This window comes from Phreatobacter sp. GW821-FHT04C01, from assembly GCF_059420385.1.
This window is the reverse complement of the sequence record NZ_JBWKTP010000014.1, coordinates 1-19,584: the sequence shown is the minus strand read 5'-3', so window position 1 is coordinate 19,584 and position 19,584 is coordinate 1. Positions and strand designations below refer to the sequence as shown.

13 protein-coding genes and 1 pseudogene are annotated in these 19,584 nt (G+C 66.6%); 9 read left to right on the top strand and 5 right to left on the bottom strand.

The features are described 5' to 3' along the window. The first annotated feature begins 250 nt into the window (after positions 1-250). Together AC07WJ_RS33830 and AC07WJ_RS33825 are read left to right on the top strand one after the other, a co-directional pair. A complete protein-coding gene (locus AC07WJ_RS33830; protein WP_494939129.1) occupies positions 251-2,299 on the top strand; it encodes a prolyl oligopeptidase family serine peptidase in 2,049 nt (682 codons plus the stop codon). Positions 2,300-2,397: 98 nt separating this feature from the next. Next, a complete protein-coding gene (locus AC07WJ_RS33825; protein WP_494939128.1) occupies positions 2,398-2,841 on the top strand; it encodes a GNAT family N-acetyltransferase in 444 nt (147 codons plus the stop codon). Positions 2,842-3,233: 392 nt separating this feature from the next. On the opposite strand, the gene alaS is transcribed toward AC07WJ_RS33825, so the two are convergent. The 4 genes from alaS to AC07WJ_RS33805 form a co-directional block, all read right to left on the bottom strand. Further along, complete coding sequence (gene alaS, locus AC07WJ_RS33820; RefSeq protein ID WP_494939127.1) at positions 3,234-5,891, bottom strand: alanine--tRNA ligase; 2,658 nt, start codon at positions 5,889-5,891, stop codon at positions 3,234-3,236. A 253-nt stretch (positions 5,892-6,144) separates the two neighbouring features. After that, entirely contained in the window at positions 6,145-7,224 is a 1,080-nt protein-coding gene (gene recA, locus AC07WJ_RS33815; protein WP_494939126.1) for a recombinase RecA, read from the bottom strand. Positions 7,225-7,439: 215 nt separating this feature from the next. After that, a complete protein-coding gene (locus AC07WJ_RS33810; RefSeq protein ID WP_494939125.1) occupies positions 7,440-7,898 on the bottom strand; it encodes a hypothetical protein in 459 nt (152 codons plus the stop codon). 92 nt (positions 7,899-7,990) lie between these two features. After that, positions 7,991-8,545: a UCP034077 family protein gene (locus tag AC07WJ_RS33805; RefSeq protein WP_494939124.1), complete on the bottom strand. Its 555-nt coding sequence runs from the start codon at positions 8,543-8,545 to the stop codon at positions 7,991-7,993. A gap of 392 nt (positions 8,546-8,937) precedes the next feature. Here AC07WJ_RS33805 and AC07WJ_RS33800 point away from each other — a divergent pair, with 392 nt between their 5' ends. From AC07WJ_RS33800 to AC07WJ_RS33785, 4 genes and pseudogenes are all read left to right on the top strand, one after another. After that, positions 8,938-9,855: a DMT family transporter gene (locus tag AC07WJ_RS33800; RefSeq protein WP_494939123.1), complete on the top strand. Its 918-nt coding sequence runs from the start codon at positions 8,938-8,940 to the stop codon at positions 9,853-9,855. A 127-nt stretch (positions 9,856-9,982) separates the two neighbouring features. Beyond that, positions 9,983-10,507 carry a winged helix DNA-binding protein gene (locus AC07WJ_RS33795; protein ID WP_494939122.1) on the top strand — a complete coding sequence of 175 codons (525 nt, stop codon included), beginning with the start codon at positions 9,983-9,985 and terminating at the stop codon, positions 10,505-10,507. 2 nt (positions 10,508-10,509) lie between these two features. After that, positions 10,510-11,952: pseudogene (dnaA, locus tag AC07WJ_RS33790) on the top strand (chromosomal replication initiator protein DnaA); the annotation flags it as partial. 351 nt (positions 11,953-12,303) lie between these two features. After that, entirely contained in the window at positions 12,304-12,441 is a 138-nt protein-coding gene (locus AC07WJ_RS33785; protein WP_494939121.1) for a hypothetical protein, read from the top strand. Positions 12,442-12,468: 27 nt separating this feature from the next. Here AC07WJ_RS33785 and AC07WJ_RS33780 read toward each other — a convergent pair whose 3' ends face one another. Then, entirely contained in the window at positions 12,469-13,398 is a 930-nt protein-coding gene (locus AC07WJ_RS33780; protein ID WP_494939120.1) for a LysR family transcriptional regulator, read from the bottom strand. Between the two features lie 207 nt (positions 13,399-13,605). Between AC07WJ_RS33780 and AC07WJ_RS33775 the strand changes: the two genes are divergently transcribed. The 3 genes from AC07WJ_RS33775 (at position 13,606) to AC07WJ_RS33765 (ending at position 19,195) form a co-directional block, all read left to right on the top strand. Further along, positions 13,606-14,448 (top strand): alpha/beta hydrolase, encoded by an 843-nt coding sequence (locus AC07WJ_RS33775; protein ID WP_494939119.1) that lies wholly within the window; start codon positions 13,606-13,608, stop codon positions 14,446-14,448. Positions 14,449-14,756: 308 nt separating this feature from the next. Next, positions 14,757-15,908, top strand: coding sequence for an efflux RND transporter periplasmic adaptor subunit (locus AC07WJ_RS33770; protein WP_494939247.1), 1,152 nt, complete (start codon positions 14,757-14,759; stop codon positions 15,906-15,908). 101 nt (positions 15,909-16,009) lie between these two features. Further along, positions 16,010-19,195: an efflux RND transporter permease subunit gene (locus AC07WJ_RS33765; RefSeq protein ID WP_494939118.1), complete on the top strand. Its 3,186-nt coding sequence runs from the start codon at positions 16,010-16,012 to the stop codon at positions 19,193-19,195. Positions 19,196-19,584 lie beyond the last annotated feature (389 nt).

Sequence of the window (19,584 nt, the reverse complement as noted above, 5' to 3'; positions counted from 1 at the left end):
TCACCCGGCAGCTGACGCTGCCACCCTCTCCCTCTGGGAGAGGGTCGATCCATTGGTGCTTTTCCCCCTTCGGTGCATGCCGCCCCAAAGCGAGCCGCATGCATCCCATTGCCCCCGACCTGCGCGAATGGCCCAGTCGCGCCAACAAGTCGCCTTGCGCCTCAATTGCGCCGAACCCACATCGTCTGATCGAAGCATTGGCCCGGCGCAGCGCCGGGCTTTCTCGTTTCGCAACGCGATGGGGCAAGGCATGAATTTTCCTGGTGGCGAGGACCCGTTGCTCTGGCTGGAGGATATCCATGGCGGGCGGGCGACGGCCTGGGTCGACCAGGAGAATGCCCGGACCGACAAGGCCTTTCGCGATGCCGGTTATGACGCCGACGTCGGAACCGCCCTGGCCATCCTGAATGCCCAGGACAAGATTCCCTTCGTCGCGCGGGTCGGCGATCATCTCTACAATCTCTGGCAGGACGAGGCCCACAAGCGCGGCCTGTGGCGGCGCACGACGCTTGCGAGCTACCGTACCGACCGGCCCGACTGGGACGTGCTCATCGACCTGGACGCCCTTGGCGCCGCCGAGGGCAGGCCCTGGGCCTATGGCGGCGCGGAATTGTCGCCCGATCGCACGCGTGCGCTCATTCGCCTGTCAGCCGATGGCTCGGACGCCGCCGAGACCCGCGAGTTCGACATGGCGACGCGTCGCTTCGTCGAGGACGGTTTCCTGATCCCGGCGTCGAAGGGCCAGGCGAGCTGGCAGGATGCCGACACGCTGCTGATTTCGGCGGCGATCGGCGCGGCCAATACCACCCGCGCCGGCTATGGCCGCACCGTCAGGCGCTGGCGGCGCGGCGAGCCGATCGAGACCGCGGAGACGATCTTTTCGGTCGAGGAGCAGGACGTCGCCGCCTGGTTCTACGTTCAGCATCGCCCCGGCCACGACTATGTGTCGTTCACCCGGATGATCGATTTCACCCGCACCGAAACCTTCATCGAGCGGCGCGGCCTGGCCCGCGCCCGGCTGGACCTGCCCGAGGAGGTCTCGCTGTCGATCTATGCCCGCCGCCTGATCGTCGAGCCGAAGCGCGACTGGACGGTGAATGGCGCGATCATCCCGGCCGGTGCCCTGGCGGTCTTCGATCTCGCCCGGTTCATCGACGGCGACCGGACGTTCGCCGTGATCTTCAAGCCCACGCCGACCCGCGCGCTGCAGCAATGGATCGAGACCCGCCACGGTGTGGTGCTCGACATTCTCGACCAGGTGCGCAGCCGCCTGGTGCTGGTTCGCCCGCAGGGCGACGACTGGGTCGAGGAGCCGATCGCCGGCCTCGCCGACAATGCCGCGATTTCGATCGCCCCGCTCGGCGGTGAGAACGATCCGGATCTGGGTACCGACGTCATGCTCACGACCATGGCCTTCGACCGTCCGCCGACCTTGTCCTTGTGGACCGGCGCCGGCGCGCCGGCCGTGCTCAAGCAGGCGCCGCACCGCTTCGACGCCAAGGGCGTCGAGGTCCGCCAACACCATGCGACCGCCGCGGACGGCACGCAGATCCCCTATTTCCTGGTCGGACGCGACCTGGGCTCGTCCACCCCGCGCCCGACCTTGCTCAGCGGTTACGGCGGCTTCGAGATTTCGGTCACGCCGAGCTATCCGAGCCTGGCCGGCAAGCTCTGGCTCGAGCGCGGCCATTTGCTGGCGGTCGCCAATATCAGGGGCGGTGGCGAATTCGGTGCAAGCTGGCACCAGGCGGCAAGGCGCGCCACCAAACATGTCTCGCATGACGATTTCGCGACCGTCGCCCGCCATCTCGCCGAGACCGGCGTCACCACCCCTGCCCGGCTCGCGGCGCGCGGCGGCAGCAATGGCGGCCTGCTGGTCGGCAACATGCTGACCCGCTACCCCGAATTGTTCGGCGCGATCTGGTGCGAAGTGCCGCTGCTCGACATGGCGCGCTACACCAAATTGCTCGCCGGCCAGAGCTGGATCGCCGAATATGGCGATCCCGACGATCCCGCCGAATGGGCCTTCATCCGCGACTTCTCGCCCTATCACCTGGTCGCCGACGGCAAATCCTATCCGCCGGCGCTGATCACGACCAATCGTACCGACGACCGGGTCCATCCGGGCCATGCCCGCAAGATGGCGGCGCGCCTGGAACAGGCGGGCGCGCCGGTCTGGCTGCGCGAGACGGTCGCCGGCGGCCATAGCGGCGCGGTGGATTCGCAGACCATCGCGGCGACCACCGCGCTCGGCTTCTCGTTCCTGCGCCACACCATCGCGGCCGAAGCGGTGGCCTGAACCGACGGCCGATCAGCACCGTTCATTCCTGCAATCACTTTTCGGCAATGGACGGAACAGGCCGAAGCGCGGCATTGGAAGCCGAGGAGGAAAAGTCCATGCCCGTTACCATTCGCCCGCTGACGCCGTCCGACCGCGCCCAGTGGGAGCCGCTCTGGCGCGGCTATCAGACCTTCTACAAGACCGATATTCCCCAGGCGACGACCGACGTCACCTGGGCGCGCTTCCATGACGCCGCCGAACCGATGGCCGCCTTCGGCGCCTTCGACGGCGACCGCATGGTCGGCATCGTCCACACCATCCTGCATCGCTCGACCTGGACGACCGGCGACTATTGCTACCTGCAGGACCTGTTCGTCGACCCGGCGGTGCGCGGCACCGGCGCAGGGCGCGCGCTGATCGAGGCGGTCTATGGCTATGCCAAGGACAAGGGCGCGAGCCGCGTGCATTGGCTGACCCATGAGACCAATGACCACGCCATGCTGCTCTACGACCGGATCGCCGACAAATCCGGTTTCATTCAGTACCGCAAGATGCTCTGATCACACGACAAAGGGCGGCCGATGGGGCCGCCCATTTCGTTTGATGGCATGCCCGGGAACCCCGACGCCACCCCAAGGCAAAGCAATTGCTTTGCCGGGGGCGAGAGCAGCGGGGGGAAGCCCGAGAACCTCGACGTCACCCCCGGCCGAGCGAAGCAAGGGGAAGGGGGTCCAGGAGCCGCTTCACCGCGCTCGCGGTGCATGGTTCAGGTGATTTCGCGGCGTTGAAGAAGGTGCTCTTCAACCCCTGGATCCCCTTCCCCTCGCTTCGCTCGGCCGGGGATGACGTAGAGAACGTGCCGTCAGTCATCTACGTACGCTCGCCCCGCCAGCAAGCGCAGCACATCCTCCCGCCGAGGCGGCACTGACCGCCCCAGCCTGGACTCCGAGCCTCACCCGGCCGCCAGCGCGGCCTCGATCGCGGCGAGTGCTTCCTCGGCCTTGGATCCGTCGGGACCGCCGGCCTGAGCCATGTCCGGCCGGCCGCCGCCGCCCTTGCCGCCAAGGGCCTCCGAGCCGATCTTGACCAGGTCGACGGCATTGAGTTTTGCCGTCAGGTCGGCGGTCACGCCGACCACGAGGCCCGCTTTGCCGTCTTCGGTGACGCCGACAATCGCGACCACGCCCGAGCCGACCTGCGCCTTGCCGGCATCGGCCAGGCCCTTCAGGTCCTTCATGTCGATGCCGGTGACGCTCTTGGCCAGCAACCTGACGCTGCCGACCGTCTTGACCGGATCGGCGGCGCCGGCGCCGCCACCCATGGCGAGCTTCTTCTTGGCCTCCGACAATTCGCGCTCGAGGCGCTTGCGGTCCTCGATCAGGGTTTCCAGCCGCGCCTCGACATCGACGATCGGTGCCTTCATCAGGCCGGCGACCGCTTCGAGTTTCTTCGCCTGCTGGCTCAGGTGATGGCGCGCGGCAGTGCCGGTCATCGCCTCGAGCCGGCGCACGCCGGCCGCGACCGCGCTTTCGCCGACCACCGAGATCAGGCCGATATCGCCGGTGCGCGCCACATGGGTGCCGCCGCAGAGTTCGACCGACCAGCCCGACGCATTCGATCCCTCCGGCGTCAGCCCCATCGAGACGACCCGGACCTCGTCGCCATATTTCTCGCCGAACAGCGCGCGGGCGCCCGAGGCGATGGCGTCGTCGACGCCCATCAGCCGGGTGACGACCGGCGTATTCTCCAGGAGCACGCGATTGGCGATGTCCTCGACGCGAGCGAGCTCCTCGTCGCTGATGGGCTTGGGATGCGAGAAGTCGAAGCGCAGCCGGTCGGGCGAGACCAGCGAGCCCTTCTGCGCGACATGGTCGCCGAGCACCTGGCGCAGCGCCTCGTGCAGCAGATGGGTTGCCGAATGGTTGGCGCGAATGGCGCCGCGCCGGCCATGGTCGACATCGAGCTGCAGCGCCTGGCCGGGCTTCAGCGTGCCCTCCTCCACCGTCACCACATGGATGAACAGATCGCCGAGCTTCTTCTGGGTGTCGGTGACGCGGGCGCGCACGCCCTCGCCGGCCAGCACGCCGCGGTCGCCCTGCTGGCCACCGGATTCGCCGTAGAACGGCGTCTGGTTGAGAATGACCAGGCCCGCTTCGCCCGCCTTCAGCTCGGAAACCTCGGCGCCGTCCTTCAGCACCGCCAGCACCTGGCCTTCCGCCGTCTCGGTATCGTAGCCGAGGAAGTCGGTGGCGCCGGTCTTTTCCTTGATGCCGAACCAGACCGTGTCGGTGGCGGCTTCGCCCGAGCCCGCCCAGGCCGCGCGGGCCTTGTCCTTCTGCAGCTTCATGGCGGCGTCGAAGGCGGTGGTATCGACCACGATGCCGCGCGGCCTGAGCGCATCCTGCGTCAGGTCGAGCGGGAAGCCATAGGTGTCGTAAAGCGTGAAGGCGGTGTCGCCGGAGAACACCGCGCCCTCACCGAGCGCCTTGGACTCGTCGTCGAGAATGGCGAGGCCGCGCTCCAGCGTCTTGCGGAAGCGGGTTTCCTCGAGCTCCAGCGTCTCCGAGATCAGGCCCTCGGCGCGCACCAGCTCCGGATAGGCCTGGCCCATCTCGCGCACCAGCACCGGCACCAGCTTGTGCAGCAGCGGCTCCTTGGCGCCGAGCAGCGAAGCGTGGCGCATGGCCCGGCGCATGATCCGGCGCGCGACATAACCGCGGCCTTCGTTCGACGGCAGCACACCGTCGGCGACCAGGAAGGAGGAGGCGCGCAGGTGGTCGGCGATGACCCGGTGCGAGATCTTGAACGGTCCATCCGGCTCGACGCCGGTGGCCACCGCGCTCGCGCCGATCAGCGCGCGCATCAGGTCGATTTCGTAATTGTCATGGGTGCCCTGGAGCACGGCGGAAATGCGCTCCAGCCCCATGCCGGTATCGATCGAGGGCCGCGGCAGCACCAGGCGCTCGCCGCTCGGCAGCTCCTCGTATTGCATGAACACCAGGTTCCAGATCTCGATGAACCGGTCGCCGTCCTGTTCGGCCGAGCCGGGCGGGCCGCCCCAGATCTTGTCGCCGTGGTCGTAGAAGATTTCCGAACAGGGTCCGCACGGGCCGGTGTCGCCCATGCGCCAGAAATTGTCCGAGGTCGGGATGCGGATGATCTTGGAATCCGGCAGGCCGGCGATCTTCTTCCACAGCTGGAAGGCGTCGTCGTCCTCGGAATAGACGGTGACCAGCAGCCGCTCGACCGGCAGCTCATATTCCTTGGTGATCAGGTTCCAGGCGAGTTCGATCGCATGGTCCTTGAAATAGTCGCCGAAGGAGAAATTGCCGAGCATCTCGAAGAAGGTATGGTGCCGGGCGGTATAGCCGACATTGTCGAGATCATTGTGCTTGCCGCCGGCGCGCACGCATTTCTGCGCGGTGGTGGCGCGCGAATAGGGCCGCTTCTCGACGCCGGTGAAGACGTTCTTGAACTGCACCATGCCGGAATTGGCGAACATCAGCGTCGGATCGTTGCGCGGCACGAGCGGCGAACTGTCGACGACCGCATGGCCGTTCTTGGCGAAGAAATCGAGGAAGGTCTTGCGGATCTGATTGACGCCGGTCATGGCCCGAACTGAGTGTTGGGACGGGAAGCGCCGTCCGATGTCGCATTGGCCGGTGTTTCTAGAGCATTTTCACCACAAGAGGGAACCCGGATTTGCTCATGGCTCGGCGCCGTGCCGTCGCCAGGGGGCGCTGCACCCCGGCCGAGCCGCGAGCCGGCCACGTCTCGCGCCACGAAAGCAGCGCCTTGCGCCCACGAAAAAGGCCGGGACGAACCCGGCCTCGATCGCGATATGGGACAATGGCGGCGCGCCGTCACACCGGCTCTTCGCCATCCGCATCCGCTTCGACCTCGCCCAGGATCTTCTCGGCGATCAGTCCGGAATTCTGCCGGATCGCCGCTTCGATCTTGGCCGACATGTCGGGGTTCTGCTTCAGGAAGGTCTTGGCGTTCTCGCGGCCCTGGCCGAGCCTTTGGCTGTCATAGGAGAACCAGGCACCCGACTTCTCGACCACGCCGGCCTTGACGCCGAGGTCGATGAGCTCGCCCATCTTGGAGACGCCCTCGCCATACATGATGTCGAATTCGACCTGCTTGAACGGCGGCGCCAGCTTGTTCTTGACCACCTTGACGCGGGTCTGGTTGCCGACCACCTCGTCGCGCTCCTTGATCGCGCCGATGCGGCGGATGTCGAGGCGCATGGAGGCGTAGAACTTCAGCGCATTGCCGCCGGTGGTCACCTCGGGCGAGCCGTACATCACGCCGATCTTCATGCGGATCTGGTTGATGAAGATGACCATGGTGTTGGATTTCGAGATCGAGGCGGTCAGCTTGCGCAGCGCCTGGCTCATCAGGCGGGCCTGCATGCCCGGCTGGTTGTCGCCCATCTCGCCTTCGAGTTCGGCGCGCGGCGTGAGCGCCGCCACCGAATCGACCACCACGATGTCGATCGCGCCCGAGCGCACCAGTGTGTCGCAGATTTCCAGCGCCTGCTCGCCGGTATCCGGCTGCGAGATCAGCAGCTCGTCGAGATTGACCCCGAGCTTGCGCGCATAGACCGGATCGAGCGCATGTTCCGCGTCGATGAAGGCGCAGGTGCCGCCACGCTTCTGGCCCTCGGCGATGGTGTGCAGCGCCAGCGTCGTCTTGCCCGACGATTCCGGCCCGTAGATCTCGATGACCCGGCCGCGCGGCAGGCCGCCGATGCCGAGCGCGATGTCGAGACCGAGCGATCCCGTCGAGATCGTATCGATCTCGATCGACTTGTCGCTCTTGCCGAGCCGCATGATCGAACCCTTGCCGAAGGCCCGCTCGATCTGGGACAGGGCGGCGTCGAGCGCTTTGGTTTTATCCATGGAAGAACCTTCAACGAGTCGCAGTGCGGCCTGACTCATGGCGTGAGCTCCTTCGTGCGGCAAGGGGTATGGCTGGAATCTGCCTGTGAATCGACCGTACACGGTTTGTTCTTAACAGCAAGTTCTTTTTTTGTTCTCCCTGGCAAGCCCTGACGGGCGCGGGCATCTACATCTCGGGCATGGCGATACCCGGCATGACCGCCCGCCGCTCCGGCCCGATTCTCCGGCCTGCCGGACGGATACCGGCATGAGCATCAATGCGAGTACGGCCCGGTGAAGCGGTGGTTGTCCGTTCTCGGCGCCCGTTCCCGTTCCGGCGCGGCGCTGGTCTGGAAGCGCCGCCGCACCAGCCCCCATTGAATGGCGATCATCAGCCCCCAGCCCGTCATCACGCTCGCCGACAGCGGCAGGCTGTCGCGCACCGCCAGCGCGGCCCCCCTGCCCTGGACGTCCGTGCCAAGCCCTGTCAGGCACAGGAGCAGGAGAAACCCGGCCATGAGCAGCGAAGCCTGGTCCAGCGCCCGCGGTTCCGAGCCGAGCCAGAAACAGAGCCCCAGGATCCAGAGCGAGACGCAGGCCAGAAGCGGGGTGATGGCGTGGGCCGCGACATAGTCGATATCGCCATGGAAGATCCCAAAAGCGGCCTGGATGACCGTGCAGCCGCCCAGGACAGACAGGACGAAGGCATAGACGAACAAAACGCCGGTCCTCATCGCCCCTCCGATCCATGCCACTGCGGCAGGCCCATTGAGCACCACGATCGCTTTCTCGGCAAACCGCGGGTGGGCTTCCCACCCGGCGGCCGTCACGCCGCCGGCACCGCCTGCTTCACCCCGGAAGAACGGCCAGATCCGACGGAAGCCTGGCGGCGGTCCCCCACCGGTGCCGGCGCCCCTGTACGCCCGGACGGAACGGTGACAAGAGCGCCCTCGCCTGGAGAAGCGTCAAAGCGCGCCGCCCGCGTGCGCGCCGCCTGGCTGAACACGAATGTGAAGATCCGGCCGGCGACGGCGTTGCCCAGCGCATCCGTGAAAGGCAGCGGCGTGCATCTGCGGAGCGCCTCGGTAATGGCGACCGCCACTTGCTCCCGGTCGGCGCCGACCTCGAATGCCTGATAGGTCAAGGCGGGCCTGCCGATCACGCTGCCCCAGCGGTTGAAGCTCATCCGGATCGTGACCGTATAGGAACGGGTCACCTGCGGCGTGCTGAAACAGGCGCGCAGCGCCGGGCCGATCTCGCGCAGGGTATTGATCTTCGGCCGGTTGTCGGTGGGCGCGGCCGCCTGGGCATGGGCCGGTTCGGCGGCGGCCTGGCACGCAAGCCAGGTGGCGATCGCAGCGAGAATGATCCAGGGTTTCATCGACATGGTCCCATGCGCGCCGGAAGCGCTCGCGTGCCGCCGCTTCGGCTGCCGGAACCCGTTCACCATCCGACCGCAAGCCGGCATCACGTCCCACCTCTCCCCGTCCGCGCGTCTCGCAGCGCCGGCGACGCGTGTCGGGCCAAATCATGGCCGTCATGCCCGAACCGCCGTGTCCCCCGCAGTCCCGCCGGCGAACGGCTCGATCCGTCGGCCACGGTCATAGTCGTTCCCATTCACGCACGAGATCAATGTGATTTTTCGACTGCCCCAGCCGCGCGGCTGCCATGACGAGCCGGTCACCGCGCGGTTTTTGCTTGGCGGCGCGGCCGCCGCCTCCTAACCCCGATCCCGTGGCGGCAAACAGGCCTCCGGGCGCACGGAGCGATCGCGTGACGGTTGAGACAGTCAAGACCGGGCAGCCGCCAGCGTCCTCCGCGGCGCTTGCCATCGGCTTCGTGCTGCTTTCGGGCCTGCTCTACGTGTTCGGCTATTCGCTGTCGAAGACGCTGGTCAACACCTATGGGCTCAGCGCCCTGCAGGTGACCTTCCTGCGCTGCGCCCTGGTCCTTGCGGTCAGCCTCGCCGCCATGCCCTGGCCGGCCAGCGGCGTCACCTGGGCGCGTCTCTGGCGGCCGCAACGCGCCTGGGAGCAGCGGGCCGCGGCCGCCGCCCTGGTCGGCTCGAACGTGCTGGCGGTGCTGGCCTACAGCATGATGCCGGTGACGGCCGCCTCCGCTCTCGGCTTCACCGCGCCGCTGCTGCTGACCGCGCTTGGCGGGCTTGTCCTGCGCGAGCGGATTTCGCTTGGCCGTGGGCTCGGCGCCGCCCTCGGTTTTGCCGGAATGCTGCTGATCGTCAGGCCGGATGCGGGCGCCGTCTCGCTCGGCATCGCGGCGTCGCTCGGCGCCGCCACGGCCTATGCGGTCTATCAGTTGCTGGTGCGGCGGCTGCGCGCCGTCGCCTCGAGCGTCGACACCGCCATGCAGGTGGCGCTGGTCGGTGTCATCCTGCTCGCCGGCACCATGATCTGGTTCTGGCGCACCATCAGCCTGGACGCGTTCGGCGTGGTCGCGCTCTTCACCTTCGTCCAGACGGCGGCGCTCGCCAGCATCGCGGCGGCGCTGCGCCGCAGCGAAGCCTCGCGGCTCGCCCCCTGGCAGTTCTTCAGCCTCATCTGGGCCATGCTCATGGACGCCGTCATGTTCGCCACCTGGCCTTCGATCGGCTCGCTGCTGGGCGGCACCCTGATCATCGCCGGCGGATTGCTGGCCCAGGGCGGCCTGGCGCGCATGCGCCTGCCGCGCTGAGGCAGGGCCGCGGCTCCGCCGGATAGCCCCAAATATTGGAGGCATTTTCGCCCGATGTGCGAGCGTTTTCTCGTCGAACCGATCGGACTCTCTTGTTAGGCTGTGGGAAGACAGCCGGGGAGCACATATGGGCTCTGAAAGGAACAAGCTGATCCAGGAAATATGGGCCGCCCTCAATTGGGAGACGATGAGTTCCCGCGCCTGGGCAAAATGCTTTGCCGGCTTTCAGGATCTCAAATCCGACGATTACCGCCAGATCGCGCTCCTCGTCTCGCTGTGGTCATCCATTCATCCCAACGAATGCACCTTGGCGAAGATTCAACGAACCATCTCGCAACGGGATCTTCTCGATCAGAAGACAATCGCCACACGCGTGCAGAGATTGATCGACTGTAAACTTCTGGAAACCACACCTCACCCAACCGATCGGCGGAAGAAATTGATCAGGCCCACACGGGCTCTCCGTGATCCGCTCTCCGTCTACAGCGAGATGACGAAAAACATCGCAGCGAAAATCAACGACCAATCGACAAGAAGTGCGATAGCGCGCCAATTGGACGACGATATAAACTTTAATATTCTGGATTACCTCTGCACGGAAGACGGCGAAGCGGACCAGATCGGGCATGATCTGCCGACCCGCTCCCAATAGCGATGGAGACCGTCGTGTCCGCGATCCCGACCGACAATCAGGCTGATCGGACGAGCGCGGATGCCGATAGTGCCGCGTTCTGGCAGAGGGTGCGCCGCCGCTTGCACGTGAAATTTGGCGAGGACGTTTTCAGCAGTTGGTTCAGGAGCATCGAGATAGACCAGGCCGCGGGCCATGGTGTGTGCCTGTCGGTGCCCTCCCAATTCCAGAAGAGCTGGATCGATCATCACTATCTCGACGACATCGCCGCATGCTGGCGCGAGGAGACGGGTTATCCCACGCGTGTCGTGGTGACCGTTCGCCACGTGCCGATCCAAGGTCAGCCCCGCCATGGCCTGAGGGCAGAACGGGGGATGGTCGCGACGCCTCGCCCTGTGGAACGCGATCGACACGACGCACCGAGCGTTTCAAGTATCGGCTCGCCGCTCGACCCGCGGCTGACCTTCGACAGCTTCGTGCAGAGCCGGTCCAACAGCCTCGCGCGCATCGCGGCGCTGCAGGTGGCGCAGTCGCGCGCGACCGACAGCGTGCTGTTCAATCCGCTCTACATCCATGCCGGGGTCGGGCTCGGCAAAACCCATCTGCTGCAAGCGATCGCCGGCACCGGCCGGGCATTCGGCCGGCGCAGCCTCTATCTGACCGCGGAGAAGTTCACCTTCGGCTTCGCCGCCTCGCTGAAGAACCAGACAGCGGCCGCCTTCAAGGAGACGCTGCGCAATATCGATCTCTTGATCATCGACGATCTGCAATTTCTGCAGGGCACGCATATTCGCGTCGAATTCTGCCACACTCTGGACGCGCTGATCGATGCCGGCCGGCAGGTCGTGGTCGCTGGCGACCGACCGCTCTCGGATCTGCAGGACTTCGACGAACGCCTCCGCTCGCGGTTGGCGGGCGGCCTGGCTGTCGAGATTGGCGCGCTGGACGAGGGCCTCCGTCTCGATATCCTCAAGCAGAAGCTCACCCAGGCCCAGGCCCGGTACCAGGGCTTCGACGTGTCGCGGACCGTGCTCGATTATGTCGCCGCGCAGGTGACGCAAAACGGGCGCGACCTCGACGGCGCGCTCAATCGCTTGCTCGCCTATCATCGCCTGACCAACCAGCCTGTGACCATCGAGATGGCGGAACGCTCGATCCGCGATCTCGTCCGGATCGCCGAGCCCAGGCGCGTCAAGATCGAGGAGATCCAGAAGATCGTCGCGCAGCACTACAACGTCAGCAGGGCCGACATGCTGTCCTCACGCCGAACTGCCACCATCGTCCGCCCGCGGCAGGTCGCGCTATATCTGGCCAAGATCATGACGGCCCGGTCACTGCCGGAGATCGGTCGCCGTTTCGGCGGGCGGGATCACACCACGGTCCTTCACGCCGTGCGCAAGATCGAGGTTCTGTCCGCTCAGGACAGTGAACTGGTTACAGAACTGGACACGATCAAAGCCCGGATACTTGGAACGGGCGCCTCGGCAGACGCGGTGACCAGCCCGAATGAGCAAACGGTGATTGGCAATGTGATCGTCCTTGGGCAGCGAGCCCAGGCGACAGGCTCCGCGCACAACACCGGTTTTGCTGGGGTGGTGGACGACATCCTGAACGGGCCCGATGAATTGCTCGCGTCCTCGGGCGAAGACGACGGCCCACAGGAAGAGAAAAATTCGATGCCTGATTGACGGGTAAGAATACCGCTCGACGAAGCAACTCATGATTTGAGCACAAATTTTACTGACAAAAACTCCAGGAGATAAAAGCTACGTCACCCCATATCATCCGACATCGGATAAAAGAGATTGGAGGGAGGCGTGCAGAACTCGAGAAACAAGCTGTCGTTCAAAATAAAAGGCATCGTCGAAGGTGCGGCAGAAGGGCCGATTGGCATCGCCGCCCTTTGTCTGTTGTTTTTCGTCGTCATGTTCATTGCGGCCCAAAAAGTCGGATGAGACACAAAATTCGGACGCCGACCGCCCTCACCGCTCCGGTGCCCCACGCCGCTTCAACCGTTCGTCCCGTGCGAACAGGTCGGCGATCCAGTCGACGAAGACGCGCAGCTTGTTGCTGAGGTGCCGGTTCGGCGGATAGACCACGTGCAGCGGATAGAGGCCGATCGTCCAGTCGGTCAGCACCGGCTTCAGCCGGCCGTCCAGGAGATAGGGCCAGGCCATGAACACCGGCACCTGGGCGATGCCGAGGCCGGCGAGCGCCGCCGCCAGGAAGGCATTGCCTTCGTTGAGCGCGACGACATGGCGTCCGCGGATCTCGTGCTGTTCGCCATGGGCCGCGAAGTCGTGGGTCTCGATGCGGCCGGTGCGCGGATGCATGAAGCCGATCATGTAATGGTCCTGCTCCAGGTCGAGCGGATGCCGCGGTTCGCCATGGCGGGCGAGATAGGACGGCGCGGCGCAGGTCATCATGTGGATCTCGGCGATGCGGCGGGCGACCAGCGACTGGTCGGTAATGGTGCCGGCGCGCACCACGCAGTCGACGCCTTCGGCGATCAGGTCGGCCACCCGGTCGGAGACGCCGAGGTCGATCTGGATCTCCGGATAGCGGGCATGGAAATCCGGCAGCGCCGGCACGATGATCAGGGACGCGGCCGCGGTGCCGACATCCACCCTCAGGCGTCCCTGCAGGCTCGCCTGCGAAATCGTCATGCTGGCGTCGAGCTCTTCGACGTCGGCGATCAGCCGCACCACCCGCTCGTAATAGGCCGCGCCGTCGGGCGTCACGGTCACCCGCCGCGTCGTCCGGTTCAGCAGCTTGGTGCGGACATGCGCCTCCAGTGACTGGACAAGCTTGGTGATCGTCGGCTTCGGCGTGTCCAGCGCCTCGGCCGCCCGGGTGAAATTGCCGGTTTCGACGACCCGGACGAAGGCGCGCATGGCGGCGAGCTGATCCATGTTCATATCCTCGCATGCGCGAAGGGCCCGGCCGGCAGGCAGGGCATTTTCGGGCTATTATTCACCAATAGAAATAATGAAGTCATTTTAGACCCATTTATTGGCCGCACAAGCGTTCCTACCTCGTGTGCATCGCAGCATCACAAGGCCATTCCGGCCTTGTCGGGGTCTTTGGCCCGGTGGTGCCGCGAGGAGGCTTCGGGTCAGATGACCATCGGCAGGATCGACGACACCATTCTGAGCGGCACGCCGGCCGAGATGCGCGTGCGCATCTACCGCGCCGACCGCGCAGAGCGTGTCGCGCCGCTGGCGCTGCACCTGCATGGCGGCGCCTTTGTCGGCGGCACGCTCGACGACGGCGCGGTGGTCGCGACGCTCCTGGCCGAGGCCGGCGCGGTGGTCGTGTCGCTCGAATATCCGCTTGCCCCGGGCAATCCCTTTCCGCACGCGCTGGAGGCCGGCTACCGCGCCCTGGGCTGGCTCCACGATCATCGCGCCAGCCTGTCGGCCAAATCCGCGCGGCTCTATGTCGCCGGCGAGGAATCGGGTGGCAATATCGCCTCCGCTTTGGCCTTGATGGCCCGTGACCAGCAGTCGCCGCCGCTCGCCGGCCAGATCCTGCTGTCGCCGATGCTCGACCCCTGCCTTGCCACCAGTTCGATCCGCAAGGCCGATGCCGGGCCGGTTGGCTGCAAGTGGGCCGACGGCTGGCAGGGTTATCTCGGCTCGGCCGACAAGGCCTCGCACCCCTATGCCGCGCCGCTCGGTTCGTCACGGCTCGGCGCTCTGGCACCGGCCCTGGTGCTGACCGCCGAGGACGACCCGATGCGCGACGAGAGTCTGCGTTATGCCGAAAGGCTCGGTGCCTGCGGCGTGCCGGTCGAGCATGGCGTGCTGCCTGGCCCTACCGGCTGGCCCTGCGCGATCTGCGGCTGCGGCGATCTCACCGCCCCCTGGGTCGGCGAGCTCCGCCGGCGTTTTGTCGAGTTCTTCGCCGAGACCGCCCACCGGCGGTCGCAGGCTCCCACTCTCCTGCCCGTCCGGGCCTGACGGACCGAGGTGCGCGATGTCCCCGACCGCGCACCGATGTCCCGCACCCGCACGAAAATATTCCTCTCCGAGGTGTCGAAGATCGGCGTCTCGAAACGTCTTTTCGTCAGCAGATTGCATTCCGGGAGTTCACCGTGACCGATATTTCGCCCGCACAGACCCAGATCGTTTCATCCTCCAAGAGCGTTTCCACCGATCCCCAGATTGACCCGGCCACCGCCAGGCTGCACGCCGCCGTCTGCACCGACGAACCGGCTGCGCCGGCCGCCCGGCGCTCGAGCCTCGGCGGCAAGATCGCCGCCGGCCTGATGGTCGCGGCGGCGGTCGCCACCGGCGTCGCCGTGTTCGGCCCGCCGACCCAGAAGGCCCGGGCCCAGGATCCGCAGGTGACCGCGGCGCCGGCCATGCCGGTCTCGGTCGCAACCGTCGAACCGCGCGACGCCATCGCCTGGGACGAGTTCTCCGGCCGGCTGGAGGCGGTCGAGCGGGTGGATGTCCGCTCGCGTGTCGCCGGCGCCGTGCAGGCCGTGCATTTCCGCGAGGGCGCGCTGGTCAGGCAGGGCGACCTCCTGATCACCATCGATCCGGCGCCCTATGCGGCGGAGGTCGATCGCGCCGAGGCCCAGGTCACCGCGGCGGAAGCGCGCGTGGCGCTGGCCAAGAGCGAACTGGCGCGCGGCCAGCAATTGCTCGATTCCCGCGTGGTGTCGGTGCGCGACCTCGACCAGCGCACCAATGCCTATCGCGAGGGCGAGGCCAATCTGCGCGCCGCCCAGGCCGCCCTGCAATCGGCCAGGCTCAATCTGAGCTACACGGAAGTGCGCGCGCCGGTGGCCGGCCGCGTCGGCCGGCTGGAGATCACCATCGGCAACCTGGTCGCCGCCGGCCCAGGCGCGCCCATGCTGACCACGCTGGTCTCGGTCAACCCGATCTATGCGAGCTTCAACGCCGATGAGCAGGCGGTGGCCCGGGCGCTCGACTCGCTCGGCGCCGGCGCCAATGTGACCGGTGAGCTCGACCGCATCCCGGTCGAGATGTTCACCGCGACGCGCGCCGGTGAAAGGGTGCGCGGCCGGCTGCAGCTGGTCGACAACCAGGTCGATGCCCGCACCGGCACCGTGCGCATGCGCGCCGTCTTCGACAATCCCGACGGCGCTCTGATGCCCGGCCAGTTTGCCCGGCTGCGCATGGGCCAGGCCCGCTCGGAGCCGGCCTTGCTGATCTCGGAGCGCGCTGTTGGCACCGACCAGGACAAGAAGTTCGTCTTCGTGGTCGATGCCGACAACAAGGCGACTTATCGCGAAGTGATGCTGGGCAATGTGACGGACGGCCTGCGCACCGTCACCAGCGGGCTCAGGCCGGGCGAGCGCATCGTCGTCAACGGCCTGCAGCGCATTCGCCCCGGCGACCGCGTGGCGCCCGAGCCGGTCGCCATGGATGCGCGCGTCGCCCAGCGCTGACCTCCTGCCAGCAGAACCCCTGGCCGGCCTTCGGGCCGGCCGCCTCGCGGCCATCCGGCCGGTGAGCCGACTTCTTTCGCCCCGCCTCGCGGGAGGACGCCATGAATCTGTCCAAATTTTTCATCGACCGCCCGATCTTCGCCGGCGTCCTGTCGATCCTCATCTTCCTCGCCGGCCTGATGGCGCTCAGGGTCATGCCGATCTCCGAATATCCGGAGGTTGCGCCGCCTTCGGTGGTGGTGCGCGCGCAATATCCCGGTGCCAATCCCAGGGTCATCGCCGAGACGGTGGCGACACCGATCGAGGAGGCCATCAACGGCGTCGAGGGCATGCTCTACATGTCCAGCCAGGCGACCACCGACGGCCTGATGACGCTGACCGTCACCTTCCGCCTCGGCGCCGACCCGGACAAGGCCCAGCAGCTCGTGCAGAACCGCGTCTCGCAGGCCGAACCACGCCTGCCCGAAGAGGTCCGCCGCCTCGGCGTCACCACGGTCAAGAGTTCGCCCGACCTGACCATGGTCGTACATCTCCTGTCGCCGAACGACCGCTACGACATGACCTATCTGCGCAACTACGCCATCCTCAACGTCAGGGACCGGCTGGCACGCATCAACGGCGTCGGCCAGGTCCAGCTGTTCGGCGGTGGCGACTATTCCATGCGCGTCTGGCTCGACCCGCAAAAGGTCGCCGAGCGCGGCCTGTCGGCCGGCGACGTGGTGCGCGAGATCCGCGCCCAGAACGTCCAGGCCGCCGCCGGCGTGGTCGGCGCCTCGCCGAGCGTGCCCGGCCTCGACCTGCAGCTGTCGATCAACGCCCAGGGACGGCTGGCGACCGAAGAGGAGTTCGGCGACATCATCGTCAAGACCGGCGCCAATGGCGACGTCACCCGGCTGCGCGACATCGCCCGGCTCGAGCTCGGCGCGTCCGAATATGCGCTGCGCTCGCTGCTCGACAACAAGGCGGCGGTGGGTATCGGCATCTTCCAGGCGCCGGGCTCCAATGCCCTGCAGATCTCCGACGACGTGCGCCACACCATGGCCGAGATCAAGCGCTTCATGCCCGACGGCGTCGACTTCCGCATCGCCTATGACCCGACCCAGTTCGTCCGGGCCTCGATCGACGCGGTCATCCACACCTTGCTCGAGGCGATCCTGCTGGTCGTGCTGGTGGTGATCCTGTTCCTGCAGACCTGGCGGGCCTCGATCATTCCCTTGATCGCCGTGCCGGTGTCGATCATCGGCACCTTCGCGGTGATGTATGTCTTCGGCTTCTCGATCAACGCGCTGACCCTGTTCGGCCTGGTGCTGGCGATCGGCATCGTCGTCGACGACGCCATCGTCGTGGTCGAAAATGTCGAGCGCAATATCGAGGAAGGCCTCTCCCCGCGCGAGGCCACCTACCGGGCCATGCGCGAGGTCTCCGGCCCGATCATCGCCATTGCCCTGGTGCTGGTCGCGGTGTTCGTGCCGCTCGCCTTCATCACCGGCCTGACCGGCCAGTTCTACAAGCAGTTCGCCCTGACCATCGCCATCTCCACGGTGATCTCGGCGATCAATTCGCTGACCCTGTCGCCGGCGCTCGCCGCCCTGCTGCTCAAGGGCCACGACGCTCCGAAGGACCGGCTCACCCGCGCGCTCGAATTCGCTTTCGGCTGGCTGTTCCGCGGCTTCAACCGGGCCTTTGCCCGCGGTTCGGCCGCCTATAGCGGCGGGGTGCGCCGGATCGTCTCGCGCAAGGCCGTCATGATGGTCTTCTACGCCGTCATGGTGGGCATGACCTTCGTGCTGTTCCGGGCCGTGCCGGGCGGCTTCGTGCCCGGCCAGGACAAGCAATATCTGGTCGGCTTCGCCCAGCTGCCCGACGGCGCCACGCTCGACCGCACCGAAGAGGTGATCCGCCGGATGAGCGAGATCGCCATGAAGCAGCCGGGCGTCGAGAGCGCGCTCGCCTTCCCCGGCCTGTCGATCAACGGCTTCACCAACTCGTCCAATTCCGGCATCGTCTTCGTCACGCTGAAGCCCTTCGAGGAACGGCGCACGCCGGATCTCGCCGGCGGCGCCATCGCCATGCAGCTGAACGGCAAGTTCGCCGCCATCCAGGAGGCCTTCATCGCCATGTTCCCGCCGCCGCCGGTGGCGGGCCTCGGCACGATCGGCGGCTTCAAGCTGCAGATCGAGGACCGCGCGGGCCTCGGCTATGGTGTGCTCGACGAGGCCACCAAGGCCTTTCTGGCCAAGGCCAGGGCGGCGCCGGAGCTCGCCGGGCTGTTCTCGTCGTTCCAGATCAACGTGCCGCAGCTCTATGCCGATATCGACCGCACCAAGATCCGCCAACTCGGCGTCGGCCTGACCGACGTCTTCGACACCATGCAGATCTATCTCGGCTCGCTCTACGTCAACGACTTCAACCGCTTCGGCCGCACCTATTCGGTCAGGGTCCAGGCCGACGCGCAATATCGCGCGCGGGCCGACGATGTCGGGCAGTTGCAGGTGCGCTCGGGCAGCGGCCAGATGATCCCGCTCGCCGCCGTGCTCAAGGTCAATGCCAGCGCCGGTCCGGAACGCGCCATGCGCTATAACGGCTTCGCCACCGCCGACATCAATGGCGGCGCGGCCCCCGGCTACTCCACGGGCGAAGCCCAGGCGGTGGTCCAGCGCATCGCCCAGGAAACGCTGCCGCGCGGCATCAGCTTCGAATGGACCGACCTGACCTATCAGGAGATCCTGGCCGGCAATTCCGCCTTCCTCGTGTTCCCGCTGGCGATCTTCCTGGTCTTCCTGGTGCTTGCCGCCCAGTATGAAAGCCTGACGCTGCCGCTCTCGATCATCATGATCGTGCCGATGGGCCTGCTCGCCGCCATGACCGGCGTCTGGCTGACCGGCGGCGACAACAACGTCTTCACCCAGATCGGCCTGATCGTGCTGGTGGGCCTGTCGGCGAAGAACGCCATCCTGATCGTCGAATTCGCCAGGGAACTGGAATTCGGCGGCCGCACGCCGGTGCAGGCGGCGATCGAGGCGAGCCGGCTTCGGCTCAGGCCGATCCTGATGACCTCGCTCGCCTTCGTCATGGGCGTGCTGCCCCTGGTCACCTCGACCGGCGCCGGCGCGGAAATGCGCCATGCCATGGGTGTCGCGGTGTTCGCCGGCATGCTCGGCGTCACCCTGTTCGGCCTGTTCCTGACGCCGGTCTTCTACGTGCTGCTGCGCGCGCTGACCGGCAATCGCCAGCTCAAGCTGCATGGCGAGGTGCCGCACGCGGCCGCCGACGCCAGCGCCGCCTGAGGCGAAACGGCGAGACTATTCAAGATGCTGGAGCGCGCCGCCGATTCATTGTCGGAGGTGCGCTCCAGACCCGACCACCTCCCGGAACCCCTGCCGAGCGCAGCGAGGGGAAGGGGGTTCGGGGGCGGCCCGAACGACCGATGCCCGCCTCATCGGTCGCCAAGGCCCGCAGGCGACGAAACCGGCGCGCGTGGTCTTGCCACCCGTCGATCTCGTCTCCCGCAACTCCCGGGCCCCTTTCCCTCACTGCGCTCGGTCGGGACGAGGCGAATGGGGATGAAGCGTAAAGCGCAGCGAAATCAACCCTCTCCCTGTATAGACGGGAGACATCCGAGACAGGTGTTCGGAGACATCCGAGACGGTTCAATCATGGTGGTTTGTGACTGTGA

What these genes read in the sequence shown, in the direction of transcription:
- AC07WJ_RS33830 (WP_494939129.1), top strand. Translation starts at nt 251, where the DNA reads ATGAATTTTCCTGGTGGCGAGGACCCGTTGCTCTGGCTGGAGGATATC.
- AC07WJ_RS33825 (WP_494939128.1), top strand. Translation starts at nt 2,398, where the DNA reads ATGCCCGTTACCATTCGCCCGCTGACGCCGTCCGACCGCGCCCAGTGG.
- alaS (WP_494939127.1), bottom strand. Translation starts at nt 5,891, where the DNA reads ATGACCGGCGTCAATCAGATCCGCAAGACCTTCCTCGATTTCTTCGCC.
- recA (WP_494939126.1), bottom strand. Translation starts at nt 7,224, where the DNA reads ATGAGTCAGGCCGCACTGCGACTCGTTGAAGGTTCTTCCATGGATAAA.
- AC07WJ_RS33810 (WP_494939125.1), bottom strand. Translation starts at nt 7,898, where the DNA reads ATGAGGACCGGCGTTTTGTTCGTCTATGCCTTCGTCCTGTCTGTCCTG.
- AC07WJ_RS33805 (WP_494939124.1), bottom strand. Translation starts at nt 8,545, where the DNA reads ATGAAACCCTGGATCATTCTCGCTGCGATCGCCACCTGGCTTGCGTGC.
- AC07WJ_RS33795 (WP_494939122.1), top strand. Translation starts at nt 9,983, where the DNA reads ATGGGCTCTGAAAGGAACAAGCTGATCCAGGAAATATGGGCCGCCCTC.
- AC07WJ_RS33780 (WP_494939120.1), bottom strand. Translation starts at nt 13,398, where the DNA reads ATGGATCAGCTCGCCGCCATGCGCGCCTTCGTCCGGGTCGTCGAAACC.
- AC07WJ_RS33775 (WP_494939119.1), top strand. Translation starts at nt 13,606, where the DNA reads ATGACCATCGGCAGGATCGACGACACCATTCTGAGCGGCACGCCGGCC.
- AC07WJ_RS33770 (WP_494939247.1), top strand. Translation starts at nt 14,757, where the DNA reads ATGGTCGCGGCGGCGGTCGCCACCGGCGTCGCCGTGTTCGGCCCGCCG.
- AC07WJ_RS33765 (WP_494939118.1), top strand. Translation starts at nt 16,010, where the DNA reads ATGAATCTGTCCAAATTTTTCATCGACCGCCCGATCTTCGCCGGCGTC.